Annotated in this window: 14 protein-coding genes; 2 read left to right on the forward strand and 12 right to left on the reverse strand. The window is 64.9% G+C overall.

The window, feature by feature from the left end:
* Nucleotides 1-28: 28 nt before the first annotated feature.
* From ACIP9X_RS05745 to ACIP9X_RS05790, 10 genes are all read right to left on the reverse strand, one after another.
* Nucleotides 29-757, reverse strand: a complete 729-nt coding sequence (locus ACIP9X_RS05745; RefSeq protein WP_400478766.1) for an ABC transporter ATP-binding protein — start codon at nucleotides 755-757, stop codon at nucleotides 29-31.
* A 3-nt stretch (nucleotides 758-760) separates the two neighbouring features.
* Nucleotides 761-1,666 (reverse strand): ABC transporter permease, encoded by a 906-nt coding sequence (locus ACIP9X_RS05750; protein ID WP_400478767.1) that lies wholly within the window; start codon nucleotides 1,664-1,666, stop codon nucleotides 761-763.
* Nucleotides 1,663-3,690 carry a glycosyltransferase gene (locus ACIP9X_RS05755; RefSeq protein WP_400478768.1) on the reverse strand — a complete coding sequence of 676 codons (2,028 nt, stop codon included), beginning with the start codon at nucleotides 3,688-3,690 and terminating at the stop codon, nucleotides 1,663-1,665. The genes ACIP9X_RS05750 and ACIP9X_RS05755 overlap by 4 nt, the downstream gene beginning before the upstream one ends.
* Nucleotides 3,687-4,871, reverse strand: coding sequence for a UDP-galactopyranose mutase (glf, locus tag ACIP9X_RS05760; protein ID WP_400478769.1), 1,185 nt, complete (start codon nucleotides 4,869-4,871; stop codon nucleotides 3,687-3,689). The genes ACIP9X_RS05755 and glf overlap by 4 nt, the downstream gene beginning before the upstream one ends.
* A 198-nt stretch (nucleotides 4,872-5,069) precedes the next feature.
* Nucleotides 5,070-6,161, reverse strand: a complete 1,092-nt coding sequence (locus tag ACIP9X_RS05765; RefSeq protein WP_400478770.1) for a glycosyltransferase family A protein — start codon at nucleotides 6,159-6,161, stop codon at nucleotides 5,070-5,072.
* Nucleotides 6,158-7,366 carry a glycosyltransferase family 4 protein gene (locus tag ACIP9X_RS05770; RefSeq protein WP_400478771.1) on the reverse strand — a complete coding sequence of 403 codons (1,209 nt, stop codon included), beginning with the start codon at nucleotides 7,364-7,366 and terminating at the stop codon, nucleotides 6,158-6,160. Before ACIP9X_RS05770 ends, ACIP9X_RS05765 begins: the two co-directional genes overlap by 4 nt.
* Nucleotides 7,363-8,358 (reverse strand): Gfo/Idh/MocA family oxidoreductase, encoded by a 996-nt coding sequence (locus ACIP9X_RS05775; RefSeq protein WP_400478772.1) that lies wholly within the window; start codon nucleotides 8,356-8,358, stop codon nucleotides 7,363-7,365. Before ACIP9X_RS05775 ends, ACIP9X_RS05770 begins: the two co-directional genes overlap by 4 nt.
* Nucleotides 8,358-9,449, reverse strand: coding sequence for a DegT/DnrJ/EryC1/StrS family aminotransferase (locus ACIP9X_RS05780; RefSeq protein WP_400478773.1), 1,092 nt, complete (start codon nucleotides 9,447-9,449; stop codon nucleotides 8,358-8,360). Before ACIP9X_RS05780 ends, ACIP9X_RS05775 begins: the two co-directional genes overlap by 1 nt.
* Nucleotides 9,446-10,045 (reverse strand): acyltransferase, encoded by a 600-nt coding sequence (locus ACIP9X_RS05785; protein WP_400478774.1) that lies wholly within the window; start codon nucleotides 10,043-10,045, stop codon nucleotides 9,446-9,448. The genes ACIP9X_RS05780 and ACIP9X_RS05785 overlap by 4 nt, the downstream gene beginning before the upstream one ends.
* A 76-nt stretch (nucleotides 10,046-10,121) precedes the next feature.
* On the reverse strand, nucleotides 10,122-11,411 hold the full coding sequence (locus ACIP9X_RS05790; protein ID WP_400478775.1) for a nucleotide sugar dehydrogenase: 1,290 nt from the start codon (nucleotides 11,409-11,411) through the stop codon (nucleotides 10,122-10,124).
* Nucleotides 11,412-11,650: 239 nt separating this feature from the next.
* Here ACIP9X_RS05790 and ACIP9X_RS05795 point away from each other — a divergent pair, with 239 nt between their 5' ends.
* On the forward strand, nucleotides 11,651-15,772 hold the full coding sequence (locus ACIP9X_RS05795) for an FtsK/SpoIIIE domain-containing protein (protein WP_400478776.1): 4,122 nt from the start codon (nucleotides 11,651-11,653) through the stop codon (nucleotides 15,770-15,772).
* A 59-nt stretch (nucleotides 15,773-15,831) separates the two neighbouring features.
* Here the strand turns inward: ACIP9X_RS05795 and ACIP9X_RS05800 are convergent, their stop codons facing one another.
* Nucleotides 15,832-16,320: a hypothetical protein gene (locus ACIP9X_RS05800; protein WP_400478777.1), complete on the reverse strand. Its 489-nt coding sequence runs from the start codon at nucleotides 16,318-16,320 to the stop codon at nucleotides 15,832-15,834.
* A gap of 233 nt (nucleotides 16,321-16,553) precedes the next feature.
* Between ACIP9X_RS05800 and ACIP9X_RS05805 the strand changes: the two genes are divergently transcribed.
* The gene (locus tag ACIP9X_RS05805) at nucleotides 16,554-16,802 is read left to right on the forward strand and encodes a WhiB family transcriptional regulator (protein WP_400478778.1); all 249 of its coding nucleotides are present in this window, start codon (nucleotides 16,554-16,556) and stop codon (nucleotides 16,800-16,802) included.
* A 117-nt stretch (nucleotides 16,803-16,919) separates the two neighbouring features.
* Here ACIP9X_RS05805 and ACIP9X_RS05810 read toward each other — a convergent pair whose 3' ends face one another.
* Nucleotides 16,920-18,389, reverse strand: a complete 1,470-nt coding sequence (locus ACIP9X_RS05810) for a sensor histidine kinase (protein WP_400478779.1) — start codon at nucleotides 18,387-18,389, stop codon at nucleotides 16,920-16,922.
* Nucleotides 18,390-18,397: the final 8 nt, after the last annotated feature.

Below are 18,397 nucleotides of genomic sequence, written 5' to 3' on the forward strand. Positions count from 1 at the left end.
GCAGCGCCGAGGGCGCAAAGGCGGTGGGCTAGCGGCCCCGCAGCCTGCTAATCACTTCATCTACCGGTCCGTCCATGACCACGGAACCGTGTTCAAGCAGCACGCCGCGTTCGCAGACATGGGCTACCAGGTCCAGGTCGTGGCTGACGACTATGAGCGTCTTTCCCGCTGCCGCCAACTCCTTGATCTTTGCGAGGCACTTTTTTTGGAACGGTTCGTCCCCGACGGCGAGGATTTCGTCTACTAGGAACACGTCCGGGTCCGTATGCACTGCGACAGAGAAGGCCAGTCTTAGGTACATGCCGGAGGAATAGAACTTCACCTCGGTATCGATGAACTCGCCGATCTCAGCGAACTCGACGATGGAGTCGAATTTGTCCTTGATCTCTGCCTCGGTCATGCCCAGGATGGCACCGTTCAAATAAACGTTGTCCCGCCCGGACAGGTCCGGGTGGAAACCGGCTCCCACTTCGATCAGGCCGGCGACACGGCCACCGGTGCGGACCGTCCCCGAGTCGGGGAGCATAACGCCGGAGATGTGCTTCAGGAGGGTCGACTTTCCCGAGCCGTTTAACCCCAGCAGCGCCACGGTCTCGCCGTGTTCGACGTCGATGGACAGGTCGCGGAGGGCGTGAAACTTCTTCGCGAGGTCGCCTTTGCGACCCCGCAGGAGCCATACGAGGGCTTCCTTGAGCGAGCGGGTATGCCTCAGGACGAACTGCTTATTGAGGTTGCGGATTTCGATTGCGGTGGTCAAGGCTCAAAGCTCCTGTGCGAAGCGGCCCTCGAGCCGGCGGAAAGTCCACTGGCCGAGGAAGAGAATGGCAAGCGAGACGAGCAGCCCCACGGGAATCCACACCGTGAGCAGGTTGGGCGGGCTGCCTTCTGCCCCGGATGTTGTCGGGAGCCAGAACGCGTGGTGGAAGGCTTCCACAGCCACCGTGATCGGGTTGAGCTGGTACACCGTAAACCAAAGTTCGCCGGCCTTGTCCTGCACCATTCGCCAGGAGTACAGAACGGGCGCTACCCATGTGGCTATCAGCAGAATCAGGTCCACGAAGTTCTCTGAATCACGGAAGTACACGTTGACGGCCCCGAAGAAGAGCCCGAGCCCGGTGGCCAGCAGAGCAATGATGGTGAAACCGGCGACGGCGGTGACCGCCTCCAGCGGACCAGGACGCCAGCCGCTGAAAAGGCAGGCCACCACCAGGACGAACAGCTGCGGAAAGAAATGGACGGCCGAGACCCACACAGAGGACACGGGAAAAAGCTCCCGCGGCAGGTAGATCTTGTTGATCAGCCCGCTGTTGTTGACGATCGAACGTGTGGCCGTGCTTAGGGACTCCGTGAAGAAGTTCACCAGGATGATGCCGGAGAACAGGTACACAGCGTAGTTCGGCAGCCCTCCCCTGTTGGTCGGGCTCTGCTCCAGCCCAAGAAACACACCGAGGGCAATGTAAAAGGCGACGAACTGGACCCCAGGCTTGACGTAGGTCCACAGCAGTCCGAGGATCGATCCCCGGTACCTGATCCTGAGCTCCTTGCGGACAAGGAGCTTCAGGAGGAACCGGGACCGGAATACATCAACCAGCCCGTTCCCGGTACCCGGTGCCACCAGCGCCCGGCCGGAGTCCTGTTGCGTCGAAGAGGTGCGTCCGTTTGTCACTGACCGGGCTTCTGCTGTTCAGCGTCGGAGCCGGAGTTGGCAGCGAAGGTCTTGCGCCAGGCCTCCGGAGACGTGAAGCCCGGCAGTTCCTTCTTGTAGGACGCGGAGAGCTCGTCCCAGCGTGCCAGCACGCGTGCATGCAGGGTCATGCTTCGCAGCAATTCCTTGCGGAAGCGGACGTTGTCCCGGCGGTACCAGGAGGCACCTGTGCCGTCGGAGGCCGACACGAGCGCCGAATCCAAGTGGGAAAGCCGCCACCAGCGCGCGTCCGCCGCTGGTACCACTGCCTCGGGGTGCTGGGATGCCGCCGGGTCCACGGGGCGAAGCTGGCGGATCGCCCCGGACAGAGCGCTGGACAGAGTCTGCGCGAAGTTCTTGGGCCGGGTTGGAACCATGCCGAACTTCGGCAGGTGCAGCCGCTTCACGGCGGGGAACTCGGTGATGTCCTTGCTGACCTGGGCATCGGGGAACTCTGAGCGGATCTTGCGGATTTCGGGGAGCTTGCCGCCGATGGTCCGGTGCAGGTGCGACGGTCCATCGAGCAGGTCCTTCAGCGCCCGGTTCCGCAGTTCCACCGCGGAGTACTGCAGCGAGAGCAGGTGCCGGACGTCCTGCAGGAAGCTCTCAATCGGCAGCCTGCCGCCCTTTTCGTACTGCGAATACAGCAGTGCCGCCACCCAGCGGTTCCTCTGGTGGAAGTAGGCCTGCCAGTCGATGGTGTCGTCTTTTTCGGTCCACGGCATGTGCCATACCGCGGCGCCGGGCAGGCTGACTGTGGTGTAGCCGTTGGCCTTGGCGCGGATGCCGTATTCGACGTCGTCCCACTTGATGAAGACAGGCAGCGCCAGCCCGATTTCCCTGACGATCGACGTCGGGATCAGGCACATCCACCAGCCGTTGTAGTCGACGTCGATCCGCCGGTGCATCCACGGCGTGGTGCGCAGGTTGCTGGCGGCGAAGTCGTGGGCGATCTGTCCCTGGCCAACCGGCTGGTACTGGAAGCGGTATTCGTTGATGCCTTCGCCGAAATTGTGGATGACCGAGCGCTCGAAGAGGTTGAACATGTGCCCGCCCACGATCGTGGCGCTGCGCGTGAAGTCCGCGAAGTTGGCGGCACGCAGGACACCCTCCGTCTCCACGACGACGTCGTCGTCCAGCAGCATGACGTACTTGCTCTCGCCATCCTCGACAGCCTCATGCATCCCCCGGGCAAAACCGCCGGACCCGCCGAGGTTGCCCTGTTCGATGAGCTTAAATTTGTCGCCGAGGACGGCGGCGGCTTCCTCGAAGCCAGGCTCGTCCCGGACCTTCTGGTTGCCCTGGTCAGTGACGATGAGCCGGTCCATGACGGCGAGCAGTTCCTCGGACTCGGCGAACGTCCGCAGGTGCTTGACGCAGTAGTCAGGCCGGTTGAACGTGGTCACGGCGATGGAGAGCGAGCCGGGCGTGAAGCCCTCGGGCTGCGGAACAGACCAGTCGGCCTGCTTCAGGGTCACGTCGTCACCATGGGCAACGAGGTCGAACCAGTACCAGCCGCCGTCGGCGAAGGTAGTCAGGGTCAGGTCGCAGGTGGCCGTGGTGCCGCCGGTCAGGCGCATGCTCTGGACGCGGTTCGCGCTGCCCCGGGGGCTGGACTTGTAGACGATGACGGTCGCTTCGGCGTCCACTTCAATGCTGAGCCGTACGGTCTGCACATCTGTGTGGGCGCGCCAGTAACTGGCGGGAAAGGCGTTGAAGTACGTTCCGAAGGAAACCCTGCGGTACGCGGGCAGCGACAGCTGGCGGCGGCCCAGGATGAAGTCCGAACGCATCTCGCTCCGCTGTGACACCAGCGGCGAAGGGGAACTGTACTTGCTGCCCGCGTCCTGGGATTCCACAACGCGGCGCGCGGCGTCGAAATCGACGTACAGCGGAAGGGTGTCGGTGTCGCCGTCGACCGGGAAAACGACGCGGTGGACTGTCTTCCATACTGTCTCGTCGGTGCCGGGTTCGATTCCCTGCCGGAACTCCGTCGCTACGCTCATGCGTCTACTCCTCCGCTTTCCAGCTTCGCACCGCCGCTGAAGTGCGGCTTGATCTTGTTGTCGAACATGCTCAGGGCCGATCCGATGGCCATGTGCATGTCGAGGTATTTGTAGGTTCCCAGCCGGCCGCCGAACAGGACCGAGTCCTCGCCACGGGCCAGGTCGCGGTAGGCCAGGAGCTTCTCCCGGTCAACCGCTGTGTTCACCGGGTAGTAGGGCTCGTCGCCTTTCTCGGCAAAGCGGGAGAACTCCCGCATGATGACCGTGGCATCCTTCGTGTAGTCACGTTCGGGGTGGAAGTGCCGGAACTCGTGGATCCGGGTGTAGGGGACGTCCTCGTCCGGGTAGTTCATCACGGAGCAGCCTTGGAAGTCCTCGATCGGCAGCACCTCTTCCTCAAGGTCGATGGTGCGCCAGGAAAGGTCGCCTTCGGCGTAATCGAAGTACCGGTCCACCGGACCGGTGTAGACGACCGGCACCTGGCCGCGCACAGACGCCCGGCCGAACCCGCCGCCGTCGAAAAAGTCGGTGTTGAGGTGGACCTCAATGTTCGGGTGGTCCGCCATGCGCTCGATCCAGGCCGTGTACCCGTCAACCGGCAATCCTTCGTACGTGTCGTTGAAGTAGCGGTTGTCGTAGTTGTAGCGGACAGGAAGCCGGGAAATGATCTCGGCAGGCAGGTCTTTGGGGTCCGTCTGCCACTGCTTGCCCGTGTAGTACTTGATGAACGCCTCGTAGAGCGGCCGGCCGATCAGCTGGATGCCCTTGTCGTTCAGGTTCTGCGGATCTGTTCCTGCGAGTTCTCCGGCCTGCTCCTGGATCAGGGCCCGTGCTTCGCCGGGTCCCATGGAGGACCGGAAGAACTGGTTGATGGTGCCGAGGTTGATCGGCATGGAGTACACCTCACCTTTATGGCTGGTGTAGACCTTGTGCTGGTAGTTGGTGAACGCTGTGAAGCGGTTTACGTACTCCCAGACCCGCTCGTTGGAGGTGTGGAAGAGGTGGGCGCCGTAGCGGTGGACCTCGATGCCGGTCTTGGCCTCATTTTCGCTGTACGCGTTGCCGCCGATGTGGTGGCGGCGGTCCAGGACTGCAACCTTTAGCCCCAACTCCGTGGCGGCGCGCTCCGCGATTGTCAGGCCAAAAAAACCTGAACCGACGACGACGAGATCAGCGTTCACAACTCTCCTGTGTGTTTTGGTGGCAGGGATAAGCAGCCCTATCTGCCCGGTCTAGACTACCCGATCCCCCTTGCTTGGCAGGTATCGGCTGGGACTCCGGCGGCGTCCACCGCAGCGTGCGAAGGACGGCCTTCAAGGGCCTTGGTGGCTGGGCGGGTCCCGCCCGTCAGTCAATCATGGATTGTCTGGGAGCCACGATCATCGGAGGATTGAGGTGATTTTTCCCGCACCGTAGTGCCGGAAGCTGCTTTCAGACCGCAGGTTGTCCCACGGCCGAGGGGTCACAATCTGGGACCGGTATCCACGTGCAGGCCACTGCGCAAGTGCGTGAGCAAACGTTTCGAAACTGGTGTGGGGCTTTTCAGCAAGCCGGAGCAGCTCCAGCTCGGCAACGCTGAGCGGCCGCTCGACCGAAGGAGCCAGCGCCTTGATGGCGTCCACCGCGGCGGCCAAGGCTTTCCGGTCATCGGCACTCCAGGGAAAGCTGCCGCCGCGCCGGTACATGGCCGAGAGGACGTGAATGCGAAGCATCTTAACGGCGATTGCGTGCCGGGCGGGATGCCGCAGCTCCCGGACCCAGTCCGCCGCGAGTACGCCCAAAAGCGCGCGAAATTCTTCCCCCAACGGAAGCATCTGGCCGGTAACGCGCTCCACCGCGTCTTCGCCTACGACGTACGTGCCGCCGCGCCGGCCCATTTCGATTCTGCCACCGCTAAACCACATGCGGAGGCCGAATTCCATGTCCTCACCGGATCGGAGGCCCTCGGTAAATTTCAAGCCGATCCGTTGGATGGTCGACAGCCTCAGGATGCCAAGGGGTGCCGTCCTGTAGGCAACGCGGTCACGGACGGGATGCAGCGGTCCGGTACGCAGCAGACGCAGCCGCGGAGAGCGGATCGGCGTTCCACCCTGCGTTCGCAGCGGGGCGAGCACGGCATCGGCCTGACGGGAGTCTGCCTGACCAATCCACTGCGAGAGCGCCTTGGCCTCCAGGAAGTCGTCGGAGTCGAGGAAGGATATGTAGCGGGTGGCAGCTATCTCTAGCCCGGCATTTTTTGGTCCTGCCGGGGATGGAATGCCGTCCGCGAATTCCAGGAGCTCGATGTGCTCTGGCGGCAGTTCCGAGAGTCGCTCGCGGACATCGTCCGCGGCAAGGCCGTGGCACACAACAAGGACCTTCACTTGGCCGCTATCGGCTGCAGCAAGCGCTGACGCCGCTGCCCGGTCGACAGGTCGATCCAGTTGGTGGACAGGAATCACAACTGTAACTGCGTAGTCTTCTCTAGTCATCGTGTTGTTCCCTGTTTCCTCTCGCGGGCGGCCTGTTCGCCGCGGACCACAATGGACAGCACCTCCGCGGCGGCGTGCTGCCCCGAATTTGCAAGCGAGGCGTGCTGCTGCACCCAGCCTGCCCTCGCCTCCCGGCCGTCTGCGTTGGACTTTGCGGCGCCAACGACGCGGCACATGGCAGCCGCTACGCTTTCCACGTCGTAGGCGGCCGCTTCACCGAGCCCGTTGTCCGCGACCAGTGCTGCGCCTTCTCCCGTTCCGGCAAAAACTACCGGTGTGCCGCAGCCTGCGGCGGCATAGATTTTGGTCGGCTTGGCAAAGTCATAGCCCTGGCCCGGCTTGATGCTGACCAGCGCTGCAGCGGCCCCGCGGATCCAGCGTGCCGCCTCGGCCGGAGGGATGACTCCGCCGAAGGAAACACGGCCCGGGGCCATCCCGGCTGCCAACTCCTTGAGATGGGGTTCGTCGGCCCCCTGCCCAAAGAAGCGGATGCTGGCGCCCGGGTGCTGGGCCAGCACAGCCGGCAACGCCCGGATGAAAATGTCGGCGCCCTGCCACTCGGACATGGTTCCGGTGTAGACAAAGTACGGTCCGTCCGCATCAGCAGAATCGCCGGCGGGACCGAACACGGACGTGTCGATCCCGTTGCCGACGACGGCAATGCGGTTCCGGGGGACGCCGAACTGCTCGACTTTGTGCGCCACGGCGTCGGAAATGGCGATGACCTTCGCTGCCCTGCGCAGCGCAAACCCCTCGGCGGCCCTCATCACGCGGACCACGATGCCGGGCACGTCCGTGGCGGCTAAAGCCTCGGTCCAGATGTCGGCGGCGTAGTACACAAACGGCCGGCGCCGCAGTGCGGAGGTGATAGCCACGACGACACCGGTGGTGGGCGGCGGTTCGGACACGACCACGTCGGCATCGGTGGCAAGAAGCCGAAAGAACGCCGGCACGTCGAAACTCATGTACTGGACATAACCGCGCACGTTACCCCCGGCATCCCGCAGCACTGGCCAGCGGGAAAGCCGGTACGGCGCGGTGAAGCCGGGTGATCCTTTGGGGGGCCTGGTGGTCACGACACTGACGTCAGCGCCTTGTGCCACCAGGCCATCCACCAGAGCCTGCAGCCTGAACGATGCCGCACCCACCTCCGGAGTGAAGAGGCGAGAGGCAACAGCGACTTTGGGCGGTCTCTCAGCGGTCACGAAGCGGCGATCTCCACGATCTGCCGCGTGCTTGCCGATTTCAGGACGGCTTCAGCCACGCGGAGGGTGTCGAGTCCTTCCTTCATGGTGACGACGTCGGTGCGCAGGCCGAGGATGGCGTCGCGGAAGGCTTCGTGTTCGGTGCGCAGGGGCTCGGGCTTGGCGATCGCGAGGCGGGTGACGTTGCCCTCGGACACGCCGCGGAAGGCGGCCATGGATTCCCATTCCGTTGCGACCGTGCCGTTTTCGAAGAACGTCAGGTCAGCGGTGATGGTGTCGGCCACGAAGGCTCCCTTTTCGCCGGTGACGATCGTCAGGCGCTCCTTCATGGGCGAGAGCCAGTTGACGAGGTGGTTCGTGATGACGCCGTTGCCCAGGTGTCCGGTGGCGGCGACCATGTCCTCGTGGGGCCGGCCGCTGCGGGTGGTGATGTGGGCGAAAATCGACTGGAACGGGCTCTGGGCGAGCCAGGCGGTGAGGTCGATGTCGTGGGTGCCCAGGTCCTTAACTACGCCCACGTCGGCGATCCGGGCCGGGAACGGTCCCTGGCGGCGGGTGGCGATCTGGTAGACCTCGCCGAGTTCGCCGGCTTCGATGCGCTTGCGCAGGGACTGCAGGGCCGGGTTGAACCGTTCGATGTGGCCCACGGCCCCGACGAGTCCCTTGGCCGCGAACGCATCCACCATGCGCTGCCCGGCTTCGGTGCTGGAGGCAATGGGCTTTTCGACCAGGGTATGGACTCCGGCCTCGGCCAGCGCCAGACCGACTTCCTCGTGCAACCCGGTGGGCACGGCGACAACGGCCATGTCGATGCCGGCTGCAATGAGTTCCTCGACGGAGGACAGCAGGCCGAGCTGGCCGGCGACTCCGTGCGGGTCCCCGTAGGAATCCGCCACCGCGACCAGGTCCACGCCGTCGAGCTCGCGCAGGACGCGGGCGTGGTGGCGGCCCATCATGCCCAGGCCGATCAGGCCGGCGCGCAGGTTCCCCATCAGGCGCCTGCCTTGACGAGCTTGTTCACGGCCGTGACGATGCGTTCCAGATCGTTCTGGCTCAGCGAGGGGTGCACGGGTAGGGACAGCACTTCCTTGGCCGCGGTTTCGGTGTTGGGCAGCTCTTCGGTGCGGTTGAAGGAGGGCAGCCGGTGGTTCGGGACCGGGTAGTACACGCCGGTGCCGATGTTGAATTCTTCACGCAGGGCCTTCGCCAGCCCGTCGCGGTCCTGACCGACACGGATGGTGTACTGGTGGTAGACGTGCTCGGCGCCTTCGGCGACCACAGGGGTGCCGACACCCTCGAGGTTGGCCGTGAGGAAAGCGGCGTTCTGCTGGCGCTGCGCGGTCCAGCCGAGGACCTTCTTCAGCTGCACCCGTCCGATGGAGGCGTGCAGGTCCGTCATGCGGGCGTTGAAGCCAACCAGTTCGTTTTCGTACTGCTTCTCCATGCCCTGGTTGCGCAGCAGCCGCAGGTTCCGCTCCACGCCGGCGTCCGGGGTGGAGACCATGCCGCCCTCACCGGAGGTCATGTTCTTCGTCGGATACAGGCTGAACATCGCGAACTTGCCGAACGTTCCGACCTTCCGGCCGTTGAAGCTCGCCCCGTGGGCCTGGGCTGCGTCCTCGTAAAGGTCGATGCCGCGCTCCTGCGCGAGCTTGGTGAAGCCGTCCACGTCGAACGGGTGGCCGTACAGGTGGACAGGCATGATGCCCTTGGTCTTGTCCGTGATCAGGGACGCGACATGCTCGACGTCGAGCGTGTAGTGCTCAAGTTCGATATCCGCGAACACCGGCGTCGCTCCGGTGAGCGCCACGGAGTTGCCGGTCGCGGCGAAGGTGAAGGAGGGCACGATGACTTCATCGCCGGGACCCACACCGGCGGCCAGCAGCCCCAGGTGCAGCCCGGACGTCCCGGAGTTCACAGCCACCGAGGAGCGCCCGTCGAGAAGGACTTCGGAGAACTCCTTCTCAAACTCGGCAACCTGCTGGCCCTGGGCCAGCATGCCGGTAGCCAGAACAGCGTCGACAGCGGCCCGCTCGTCGTCGCCAATGATCGGCTTCGCCGCCGGGATAAAGTCGTAGCTCATGCGTTCTCCTCAGATTCTTTCAGGGAATTTCCGTCTTCAACGTATTTCGCGCCGGTAGCAGGGCAGACCCAGAAGTCGCCTTCCTGCTTCAACGGCTCTCCCGCCTTGCCGACCCAGCCAAGGCGCCGCGCCGGCACCCCCGCCATCAGGGCGAACGCGGGAACATCCTTGGTGACCACCGCACCAGCGGCGATCGTGGCCCACCGCCCGATCGTCAGCGGCGCCACGCACACGGCCCGCGCACCGATCGACGCGCCGTCCTCGACCGTCACCCCGACCGGGGTCCAGTCGTGGGCGCTCTTCAGGGAACCGTCGGGGCTGACCGACCGCGGATAAGTGTCATTGGTCAGCACCACGGCCGGGCCGATGAAAACACCCTTGCCCAGAACAGCCGGCTCATACACCAGGGCATAGTTCTGGATCTTCGTGTTTTCCCCGATCTGCACCCCGGTGCCCACGTACGCGCCGCGGCCTACGATGCAGTTCTCGCCAAGGTTCGCCTGCTCGCGGACCTGTGCCAGGTGCCAAATCCTGGTGCCTTCACCAAGGACGGCCTGATCCGAAACATCAGCGCTCGGGGCAATAGTCGTCGTCATTAAATCCGGTTCCTCTCGAAAAGTACTGACACAGAAAGTGCTGGCACAGCAGCCCGGCGGGGCTGCGGCTGCAGGGTCAGGCCTTGCCGATGACCCGGTAGGTGACGCCGTCCCAGCGGTCGGCCGAGCTCACACGCCGGCCGTCGATGAACGCCTTGATCCCGGGCAGGTCGGCGGCAGTAAGGTCCCGGTACTCAGCGTGGTCCGCCTGAACCACGGCCGCGTCCACCGGCTCGCCCACGTGGTACGCGGCGAAGCCAAGCTTGTCCAGCTCGGCATCCGAATACAGCGGATCGTGGACCAGCACCTCGGCGCCGCGCTTTTCCAGGGCAGCAACAGCATCGAAGACACCCGAGAACGCGGTCTCCTTCACGCCTCCGCGGTACGCCGCGCCCAGCACCACAACACGGGCGCCGGTCAGGTCGCCGTAGGCGCCTTCCAGCAGCCCCACCGTGTAGTCGGGCATGTCTGCGTTGGCCGCGCGCGCGGCCCGGACCACAGTCGCCTCCGGATCATTCCACAGGTACAGGCGCGGGTACACAGGGATGCAGTGCCCGCCCACCGCGATGCCCGGGCTGTGGATGTGGCTGTAGGGCTGGGAGTTCGACGCCTCGATGACCTGGTAAATGTCAATCCCGGCTGTGGCGGCGAAACGCGCGAACTGGTTCGCCAGGCCGATGTTGACGTCCCGGTACGTGGTCTCGGCCAGCTTCGCCATCTCGGACGCCTCGGCCGAGCCAAGGTCCCACACACCGTTCGGACGGCGCAGGTCCGAACGCTCATCAAAATCAAGGACAGCCTCGTAGAACTCAACAGCCTTCGCCGCCCCGGCTTCCGACAGGCCGCCCACGAGCTTGGGGTACTTGCGCAGATCCTCAAACACACGGCCGGTCAGAACACGCTCGGGAGAAAAGACCAGGTGGAAATCCTTGCCCTCAACCAGTCCCGAGCCCGCCTCCAACGCAGGCTTCCAGCGTGTCCGGGTGGTTCCCACCGGGAGGGTCGTCTCGTACGACACCAGGGTGCCAGGCGTCAGGTGCTTGGCCAACTCAGCCGTGGCGCCGTCCATCCAGCCAAAATCAGGCCGGGCCTCAGAATCAACAAACAAGGGCACCACAAGCACCACGGCGTCGGCACCGGGTACCGCGTCGGCATAATCCGTCGTGGCGCGCAGCTTGCCAGCCGGCACGAGCTCCGCCAGCTTCTCCTGCAGGTGCGCCTCACCTGGGAAAGGCTCCGTCCCGGCATTGATCAGGTCAACGACCGCCTGATTAACATCCACGCCGACAACCTCATGGCCCTTGGACGCAAACTGCACCGCCAACGGCAACCCGATTTTCCCCAGCGCAATAACAGCGATCTTCACGATTCTGACGCCTTTTCTCTCTTGACTGGCAGGGAGGAGCCACGCGGGAGCCTCCGGTTTTGCTTAACACTATCCGCTGTCCTGACGGATTGCCGACTCGGCCACCCTCTGCATGACACAGCCTCGCTCCTCTTAGGCCTGCCCGTTCCGTTATCCACATAGGGGCATCCGCCCGGACAACGCCGGCTTTACAGGACTTAGCGTTGTGCTTAGCAGCCCGCAGGATTGGAGGCCTGGAAGTGGACCTGCACTTCACCCTGGTTCGCGGCCCCGGTTCGGAAAGCGACGAAGCTCCGCTGGAGCTTACGGCGCGGGCTGCCGGGAACGCTCCCGGAACAGAACTGGAACGGGAGCTTTCCCGGGCGTTCGGAACCCGGCGGCTGACCGTGGGCGGCCTGCCGCTCTCCGCCCTTGTCATTGGACGGCCGCCGCTTGTCACCGGTGCGGTCATCGTCGACGGCGGCGGGCGCCGGGAGAGGGTGCACCGCCAGTCGGGGCAGGATCTTCCTGCGGCCCTGCTTCTGGCTGTGCACAGCGGTCCCGCCGCGGGAAGAGTGCTTCCGCTGCGCCGCGGCAGCTACCGGATCGGCCGCACTACAGCGGACCTGACGATCCCCGATCCCGAATTGTCCCGGGAACACGCCAGAATCGACGTGACCGATGCAGCCCTGACCATTGAGGATCTTGGCAGCGCCAACGGCATCGAGGTGGACGGTAAGTATGTCCGGAACGCCACGCTCTCCACAGATTCCGTGATCAGATGCGGACGTTCCACCATGTCAATTGTTGTAGCAGGTCCACCCGGATCCCGGACCTCTTGCCTGGGCGCCGCGGGGGCGCCCGTTGCCGAGCCGCTGACGGTGCCTCGGCCGGCCGGTCAGGAAAACCGAGGGATGCTGTTTCTCAGCGCGCTGCTGCCTGTTGTCCTCGGTGTCGGCCTGGCTCTGCTGACCGGCATGTGGATGTTTCTGGCTTTCACGGCAGTGTCGGCAGTGACACTTGTGGTGCCGATTGTCTCGGGCCGCCGGGCTCGGCGAAGAATGCGGTCAGGAGTTGCTGCGGCGGCGGCGGACGATAAGGAACGACGACGGCGGTCAGCCCCGTCGCCTGCCCAGCTGGCGCTGGATTCACCCGGCAAGGCGGCGGCTGGCCAGATCACGCCTGAGGTTTCGGGCGTCTGGCTGCGCCTGGGACTGGCTGAGCAGCGCGCAAACGTCCGACTCGAGCCGCAGGACCCTGCCTTCCGGCCACCTCCGCTGGGGGCCGTTCCGCTCCTGCTGGCCCCGGGGGCGTCGGTGGTCTCGGTGCGCGGGCCGGAGTCGGAGACCTCGGGCCTTCTGCATTCATTTCTTATGCAGCTGACGGGATATCCGTTGGCCAGGGGAACCCGGATAGCAGTCTGCGGACCGGTGAACTCCTTGCCTCTGGCCGCGAGATACCTTCCGAACGTCACACTGCACGGCCGCCCGGAGGACATGCCGGAAGTTCTGACGCGGGATCCGGTCCGGGGCGGAATCCCCCATGTACTAGTGCTGATCACTTCCGAGGAGAAGGACTTGTTGCTGGACCACCTGTGCGAGGTGGCGCACCAGGTTGGCTGGCGCGTCTTCAGGTTCCTGCCGTCCGGTGCATGGGCAGATGCTTCGGAACCGCCCGATGCCGATATTGATCTGGCCGGAAGCCACGCCGCGCTCCGTTCCCTCGGCTCCATCCAGCAGTTCGTGGCCGACCTCGTGCCGCAGGACGTGTTCGTCCAATACTGCCGGCGGTTCGGGCAGGATCAGGGAGTACCGGTGCGAGGCCGTTCCGTTCCGGCGGCGTGCACGCTGGCTGAGGTTCTCGATCTGTCAGCCGAGGCGACCGCGCTGCGCTGGTCCGTTGGTCGCTCGGCCCCAGGCCTGGCCATCCCCGTGGGGCAGGGAGGAGATGGTCCCCGTATCCTCGACCTCGAAGCGGACGGCCCTCACCTGCTCGTAGCCGGCACCACAGGTTCCGGAAAGTCCGAGCTCTTGCGCACCCTGTCCGTGGCCTTGGCCCTCAGCTATCCCCCGGACCGAATGAACATCCTGTTCTTCGACTTCAAGGGCGGATCCGGGCTGGGTCCTCTGACGTCGCTCCCCCACTGCGTCGGTATGTTGACCGACCTCACTAGGAGCGAACTCGACCGCACCATGGCGTCGCTGCGGGCGGAAGTCCGGCGTCGGGAGCAACTCCTCGCAGCCGCGGAGGCCCCCGACCTTACGGCGTACCGGCTTGCCGGAAGGCATGATTCTCCGCCCCTGCCGCAGCTTGTCGTGATCATCGACGAGTTCCGGATGCTGGTGGACGACGCGCCGGAATCGTTGAGCGAACTCATGAGGATTGCCACGATCGGACGGTCCTTGGGACTTCACCTGGTCATGGCCACCCAGCGCCCGCAAGGAGCACTCAACGCTGACATCCGCGCGAACGTCACCACCAGCATTGCACTCCGGGTTCAATCAGCACACGAATCGGCTGACATCATCGGTACCAATGCGGCCGCCACAATCGCAGTGGAAACACCGGGCCGGGCGTTCCTCGTCCGGGGAAACCATGAGCCTGCGGAGTTCCAGACTGCCGCGCTCTCTGTCGGAGATCCTGGACTTGTCCATAGCGGCCTTGTGGTCCGCCGGACACTGGACGCCCTGTCAGCTGGCGTGCCCCGGTCACCGGAGGGTGCAACGCCGCCTCCCCAGCTCACGCCGGCCGCCGCTGCCGCACCGATTGTCGAGGCGCTGAACCTTTTGTGGCAGGAATGCGGCACCGGCCCTGTCCGAAGCCCCGTCGCTCCGCCGTTGCCGAGCACCCCGACCTACCCCCGGCCACAGGACAGACTCGCCCCGGTCGGACTTCCGCTGGATGGGGTTGGCCCTCGTGGGCTGGAAACCGGTCCGTCTCCGGCGAGCGCGCCGGGCGCCCTGAACGACAGCTTGGAGGTTGAGCTCGGGTGGCTGGATCTTCCGCAGGAACAAGAAGTCGTCCCGCTCTCGTGGCACGCACTGGACGACGGGCACCTCGCATTCATCGGCACCACCTCGGGTGATGCTGCCAGTGCCATGTCGCTGGTTCTCGACCAGCTGGCCGTGCATCCCGTGGAGTCCCACCTGTATGTCCTTGATGCGGACGGCTCTTTTATTCGGATGCAGTCATCATCCAGGACTGGCGCCGTGGTCGGCCTTCACGACCTGCGCCGCGGCGTCCGGGTGCTGGAACGGATCGGCAGCGAGATGTCCCGCCGCTTGAGCCGTGCCGTGCCCCTGCGCGATACTCCCTTGGTCCTCGCAATTTCGGGGTGGGGATCCTGGCTCTCCGCCATGCGGTCGGGCCCGCTGATGTGGGGCGAAGACCTCGTTCAGGACATTGTGCGTGACGGGCGACGCGCGGGTATCACAGCCGTCCTGTCTGGCGAGCGTGACCTGGCAGTGTCGCGGTTCCTGTCCGACGTTCCTAACCGGGTGTACTTTCCCCGCGGCACCAGCGATGAGAGCCGCTTTTCATGGCCTAAGATGCCAGCGGTTCCCAGGGTGCGCGGCAGGGCTGTGGCCTTCGGATCCATTGCCCGAGGAGGACCGGCTGTCTGCCAGTTCCATGCCAGTGACGGGCAGGCCGGCCCAGGCGCTCAACCCCGTAGTCCCGCCCGGCCCTTCAGGGTAGAAGCGTTGCCTCGCCGCCTACCCATGGAAGACATGCTCGGACTGATCCGGCAACACCGCGAGGCAAGTACCATCGAGCCGCTTCAGCCCGAGCATTGTGCGGCGGCACACGTTGAGCCGATCCGTCGGCTGTTTGTAGGCGTGGGCGGGGACGAACTTTCGCCGGTCGCGCTGCGCCTTCCCACGGCAGGCGTCCTGGCCATCCTGGGCGCTCCCGGATCGGGGAAGACATCCCTGCTCGCTGCCCTGCCCGTTGTTAACAGCCATGTCCCGGCCTGGCTGCAGCCGGGTCCCGAGCGGAACCCCGACGACTATTGGGCGGAAGTCCACAGAGACGCGGCCACGGGCCGCCTTGGCCGGGACGCGGTACTGCTTGTCGACGACGCGGACCGCCTGGCTTCCTCCACCGGCCAGAAACTGATGGAGGTGAGTACCCTCGGCTGGCCGGTGATCCTGTCCGCCACCTTTGGCCAGTCATTGCCGCAGCGGGCACCCCTCGTGATGGCCGCCCGCAATGGAGGCACCGGAATACTCATAGCTCCACGGAGCCACATGGACGGAGACCTCTTCGGAGTGCGGTTCGAGCTGGAACCCAATCCCCCTCCGGGACGGGCCATTCTCATCGCCGATGGCAGGGGCACCCCGATTCAGCTTCCGGTCCCAGCAGTGCGGGCCCCCGCCGATTAGTCCATGCGCCAAATCAGTCGCCTAGATCAGTCGCCCAGCTCTGACGGCGCGCCTGCCGGTCACAGTGCGGGCGGAGAGCCTGCGGCACGGGACGCGAACTGGATGACGCGCTTATCGAACAGCAGCACGATGCCGACGGCGGCAGGAACGAGCATGGCCAGACCGGCCACTGGGTACCCGCCGGTGAGCGTGGGAAAGCCAATCGTGAGCACGAACAGCTGCGCCACCAGGGCACCTGCCCGTGGCCAGCGGAATCCCCGGTACAGGAATACAGCGACCGCATACAGCCACGAGGCAAAAGCCAGAAGCAGCGCGAGGGTAAAGACGGCACCCCAGAACGAGAGCACAGGCGCGCCAGCTACGAGTTGGAATCCGTACCAGGCAGCAGCCGCGAGTAAAGCAGTCGCCTCGGCGCCCACGACCGCCGAAAGAACCGTGACCGGGCGGGGACGGGCAACAGGAGCATGCGGGCCGTTTTCACGTCCGGCAGCGCCGTCATCTTCCGGTCCGAAAGAAGGGTTGGAGGGGGTGGCTGGGGGTCTTGACACACTGGCACCCTACCCGAGATAGTCGACACACGGTGGGGGCCGTTGCCCGGTGTGATGCATCGCTCACGTTTCAGGGGCATTTCGTGGACCAATACCCCTTGTTTACACAGCGTTAACATGAAACGCTTGATCCAGATGACCAAGGGGGCCCTCAGGGCCCCTTTCCTATGTAGGCCCTAGTGAATATTTTCACAAGTGTCGCAGACTTACCAGGAATGGAGTAACTGATCAGCATGGATTGGCGTAATCGCGCGTTGTGCCTCGACAAGGACCCGGAGCTTTTCTTCCCGGTCGGAAACACCGGCCCCGCCCTTCTGCAGATCGAAGAAGCGAAAAGCGTCTGCCGCCGCTGCCCCGTCGTCGACACCTGCCTCCAGTGGGCGCTGGAGTCCGGCCAGGATGCCGGGGTCTGGGGAGGCATGAGTGAAGACGAACGCCGCGCCCTGAAGCGCCGGGCAGCCCGGGCGCGCCGCGCCTCCTGACGCCGCTTACCGAACGTCAGCTCGTTTCAATAGTTATGGCAAAGGCCGCAGACCCTGGGTCCGCGGCCTTTGCCATGTCCAAATAAAATTCATCGCGCGTGCGCCTCTGCCGCCCCCTCAGTGGGTCGTCAGGCTTAGCACAATCTGGACAGCAGTCCCCCCGCCGTCCCGGGGCTTCCATTGGATGGTCCCGCCGAGTTCACTGGTGACCAGGGTCCGCACGATCTGCAGCCCGAGGCCCTCCACGTGGGGGGTCTCGGGCAGGCCCACACCGTCGTCTGCCACGGTCACCGTCAGCAGTTCCTCCCCGTCGTCGCCTTCAGACCTGTCAGCCAGCAGCCAGACCGTTCCGGTCCGCCCCTCAAGTCCGTGTTCAACGGCGTTTGTCACCAGTTCATTGATCACCAGCGCAAGGGGCGTGGCAAAGTCGCTGGGCAGATCCCCGAACATGCCTGACCTCTGGGTCCGAACCTGCTGGGATGGTGATGCAACCTCCGCGGACAGGCGGAACTGCCGCCCAATCAGCTCATCAAAATCCACGCTCTGAGTCAGTCCCTGGGAGAGCGTCTCGTGGACAAGCGCGATGGTGGCAACTCGGCGCATGGCCTGTTCCAGTCCCTGTTTTGCTTCATCACTGACCATGCGGCGGGACTGCATCCGCAGCAAGGCGGCAACGGTCTGCAGGTTGTTCTTGACGCGGTGGTGGATCTCCCGGATGGTCGCGTCCTTGGTGACCAGTTCCATCTCGCGCCGGCGCAGTTCAGAGACGTCGCGGCACAGCACGAGCGCTCCGAAACGCTGTTGTTCGTCGCGGAGGGGAATAGCGCGCAGGGACAGGCTCACTCCCCTGGATTCGATCTCGCTGCGCCACGGCATGCGCCCGGTGACAACCAGCGGAAGAGTTTCATCCACCATTCGGCGGTCCTTGAGCAGGCCTGCCGTTACTTCCGCGAGGGAACGCCCTTCCAGGGACTCGCCGTCGCCCAATCTCCGGAAGGCGGACACGCCGTTGGGACTGGCGTACTGGACGATCCCCTCCGCATCGAGCCGGATGAGCCCGTCACCCACGCGGGGCGCCCCGCGGCGCGAACCGGTGGGCGACGCGAAGTCAGGCCACAGCCCCAGCGTGCCCATCCGCAGGAGGTCGTAGGCGCACTGGCGGTATGTCAGCTCCAGCCGGGACGGCATGCGGGAACTCGAGAGGTCCATGTGGGAGGTGACCACTGCGAGTGTACGGCCGTTTCTGACCATTGGAACAGCCTCCACGCGCAGCGCCATGTCGCTGCTCCAGTTGGTCTCGCTGGAACGCTCGATGGTGCGGCTAGCCCACGCCTTGTCGACGAGGGGCTGCAGGTCCGACCGGATGCCCTCCCCGACGAAGTCAGCATGAAACACTGTGTGCGTCGTGGAGGGCCGGACGTGGGCCAAGGCCACATAGCCATAATCGGGATGCGGGAACCACAGCGCCAGGTCGGCAAAGGCGAGGTCAGCCACCATCTGCCAGTCGCCTACCAGGAGGTGCAGCCATTCCGCATCCCCCGGCCCGAAATCAGCATGCTCCCTGATGGGGTCGGTAAAGATTGCCACTGCACCTC

This window comes from Arthrobacter sp. NPDC093125 (assembly GCF_044754225.1).
GTDB lineage: Bacteria > Actinomycetota > Actinomycetes > Actinomycetales > Micrococcaceae > Arthrobacter.

Excerpts from the sequence above, each read along its gene's own strand:
- ACIP9X_RS05755 (WP_400478768.1), bottom strand. The coding sequence starts at position 3,690 with ATGAGCGTAGCGACGGAGTTCCGGCAGGGAATCGAACCCGGCACCGAC.
- ACIP9X_RS05765 (WP_400478770.1), bottom strand. The coding sequence starts at position 6,161 with ATGACTAGAGAAGACTACGCAGTTACAGTTGTGATTCCTGTCCACCAA.
- ACIP9X_RS05775 (WP_400478772.1), bottom strand. The coding sequence starts at position 8,358 with ATGGGGAACCTGCGCGCCGGCCTGATCGGCCTGGGCATGATGGGCCGC.
- ACIP9X_RS05780 (WP_400478773.1), bottom strand. The coding sequence starts at position 9,449 with ATGAGCTACGACTTTATCCCGGCGGCGAAGCCGATCATTGGCGACGAC.
- ACIP9X_RS05785 (WP_400478774.1), bottom strand. The coding sequence starts at position 10,045 with ATGACGACGACTATTGCCCCGAGCGCTGATGTTTCGGATCAGGCCGTC.
- ACIP9X_RS05805 (WP_400478778.1), top strand. The coding sequence starts at position 16,554 with ATGGATTGGCGTAATCGCGCGTTGTGCCTCGACAAGGACCCGGAGCTT.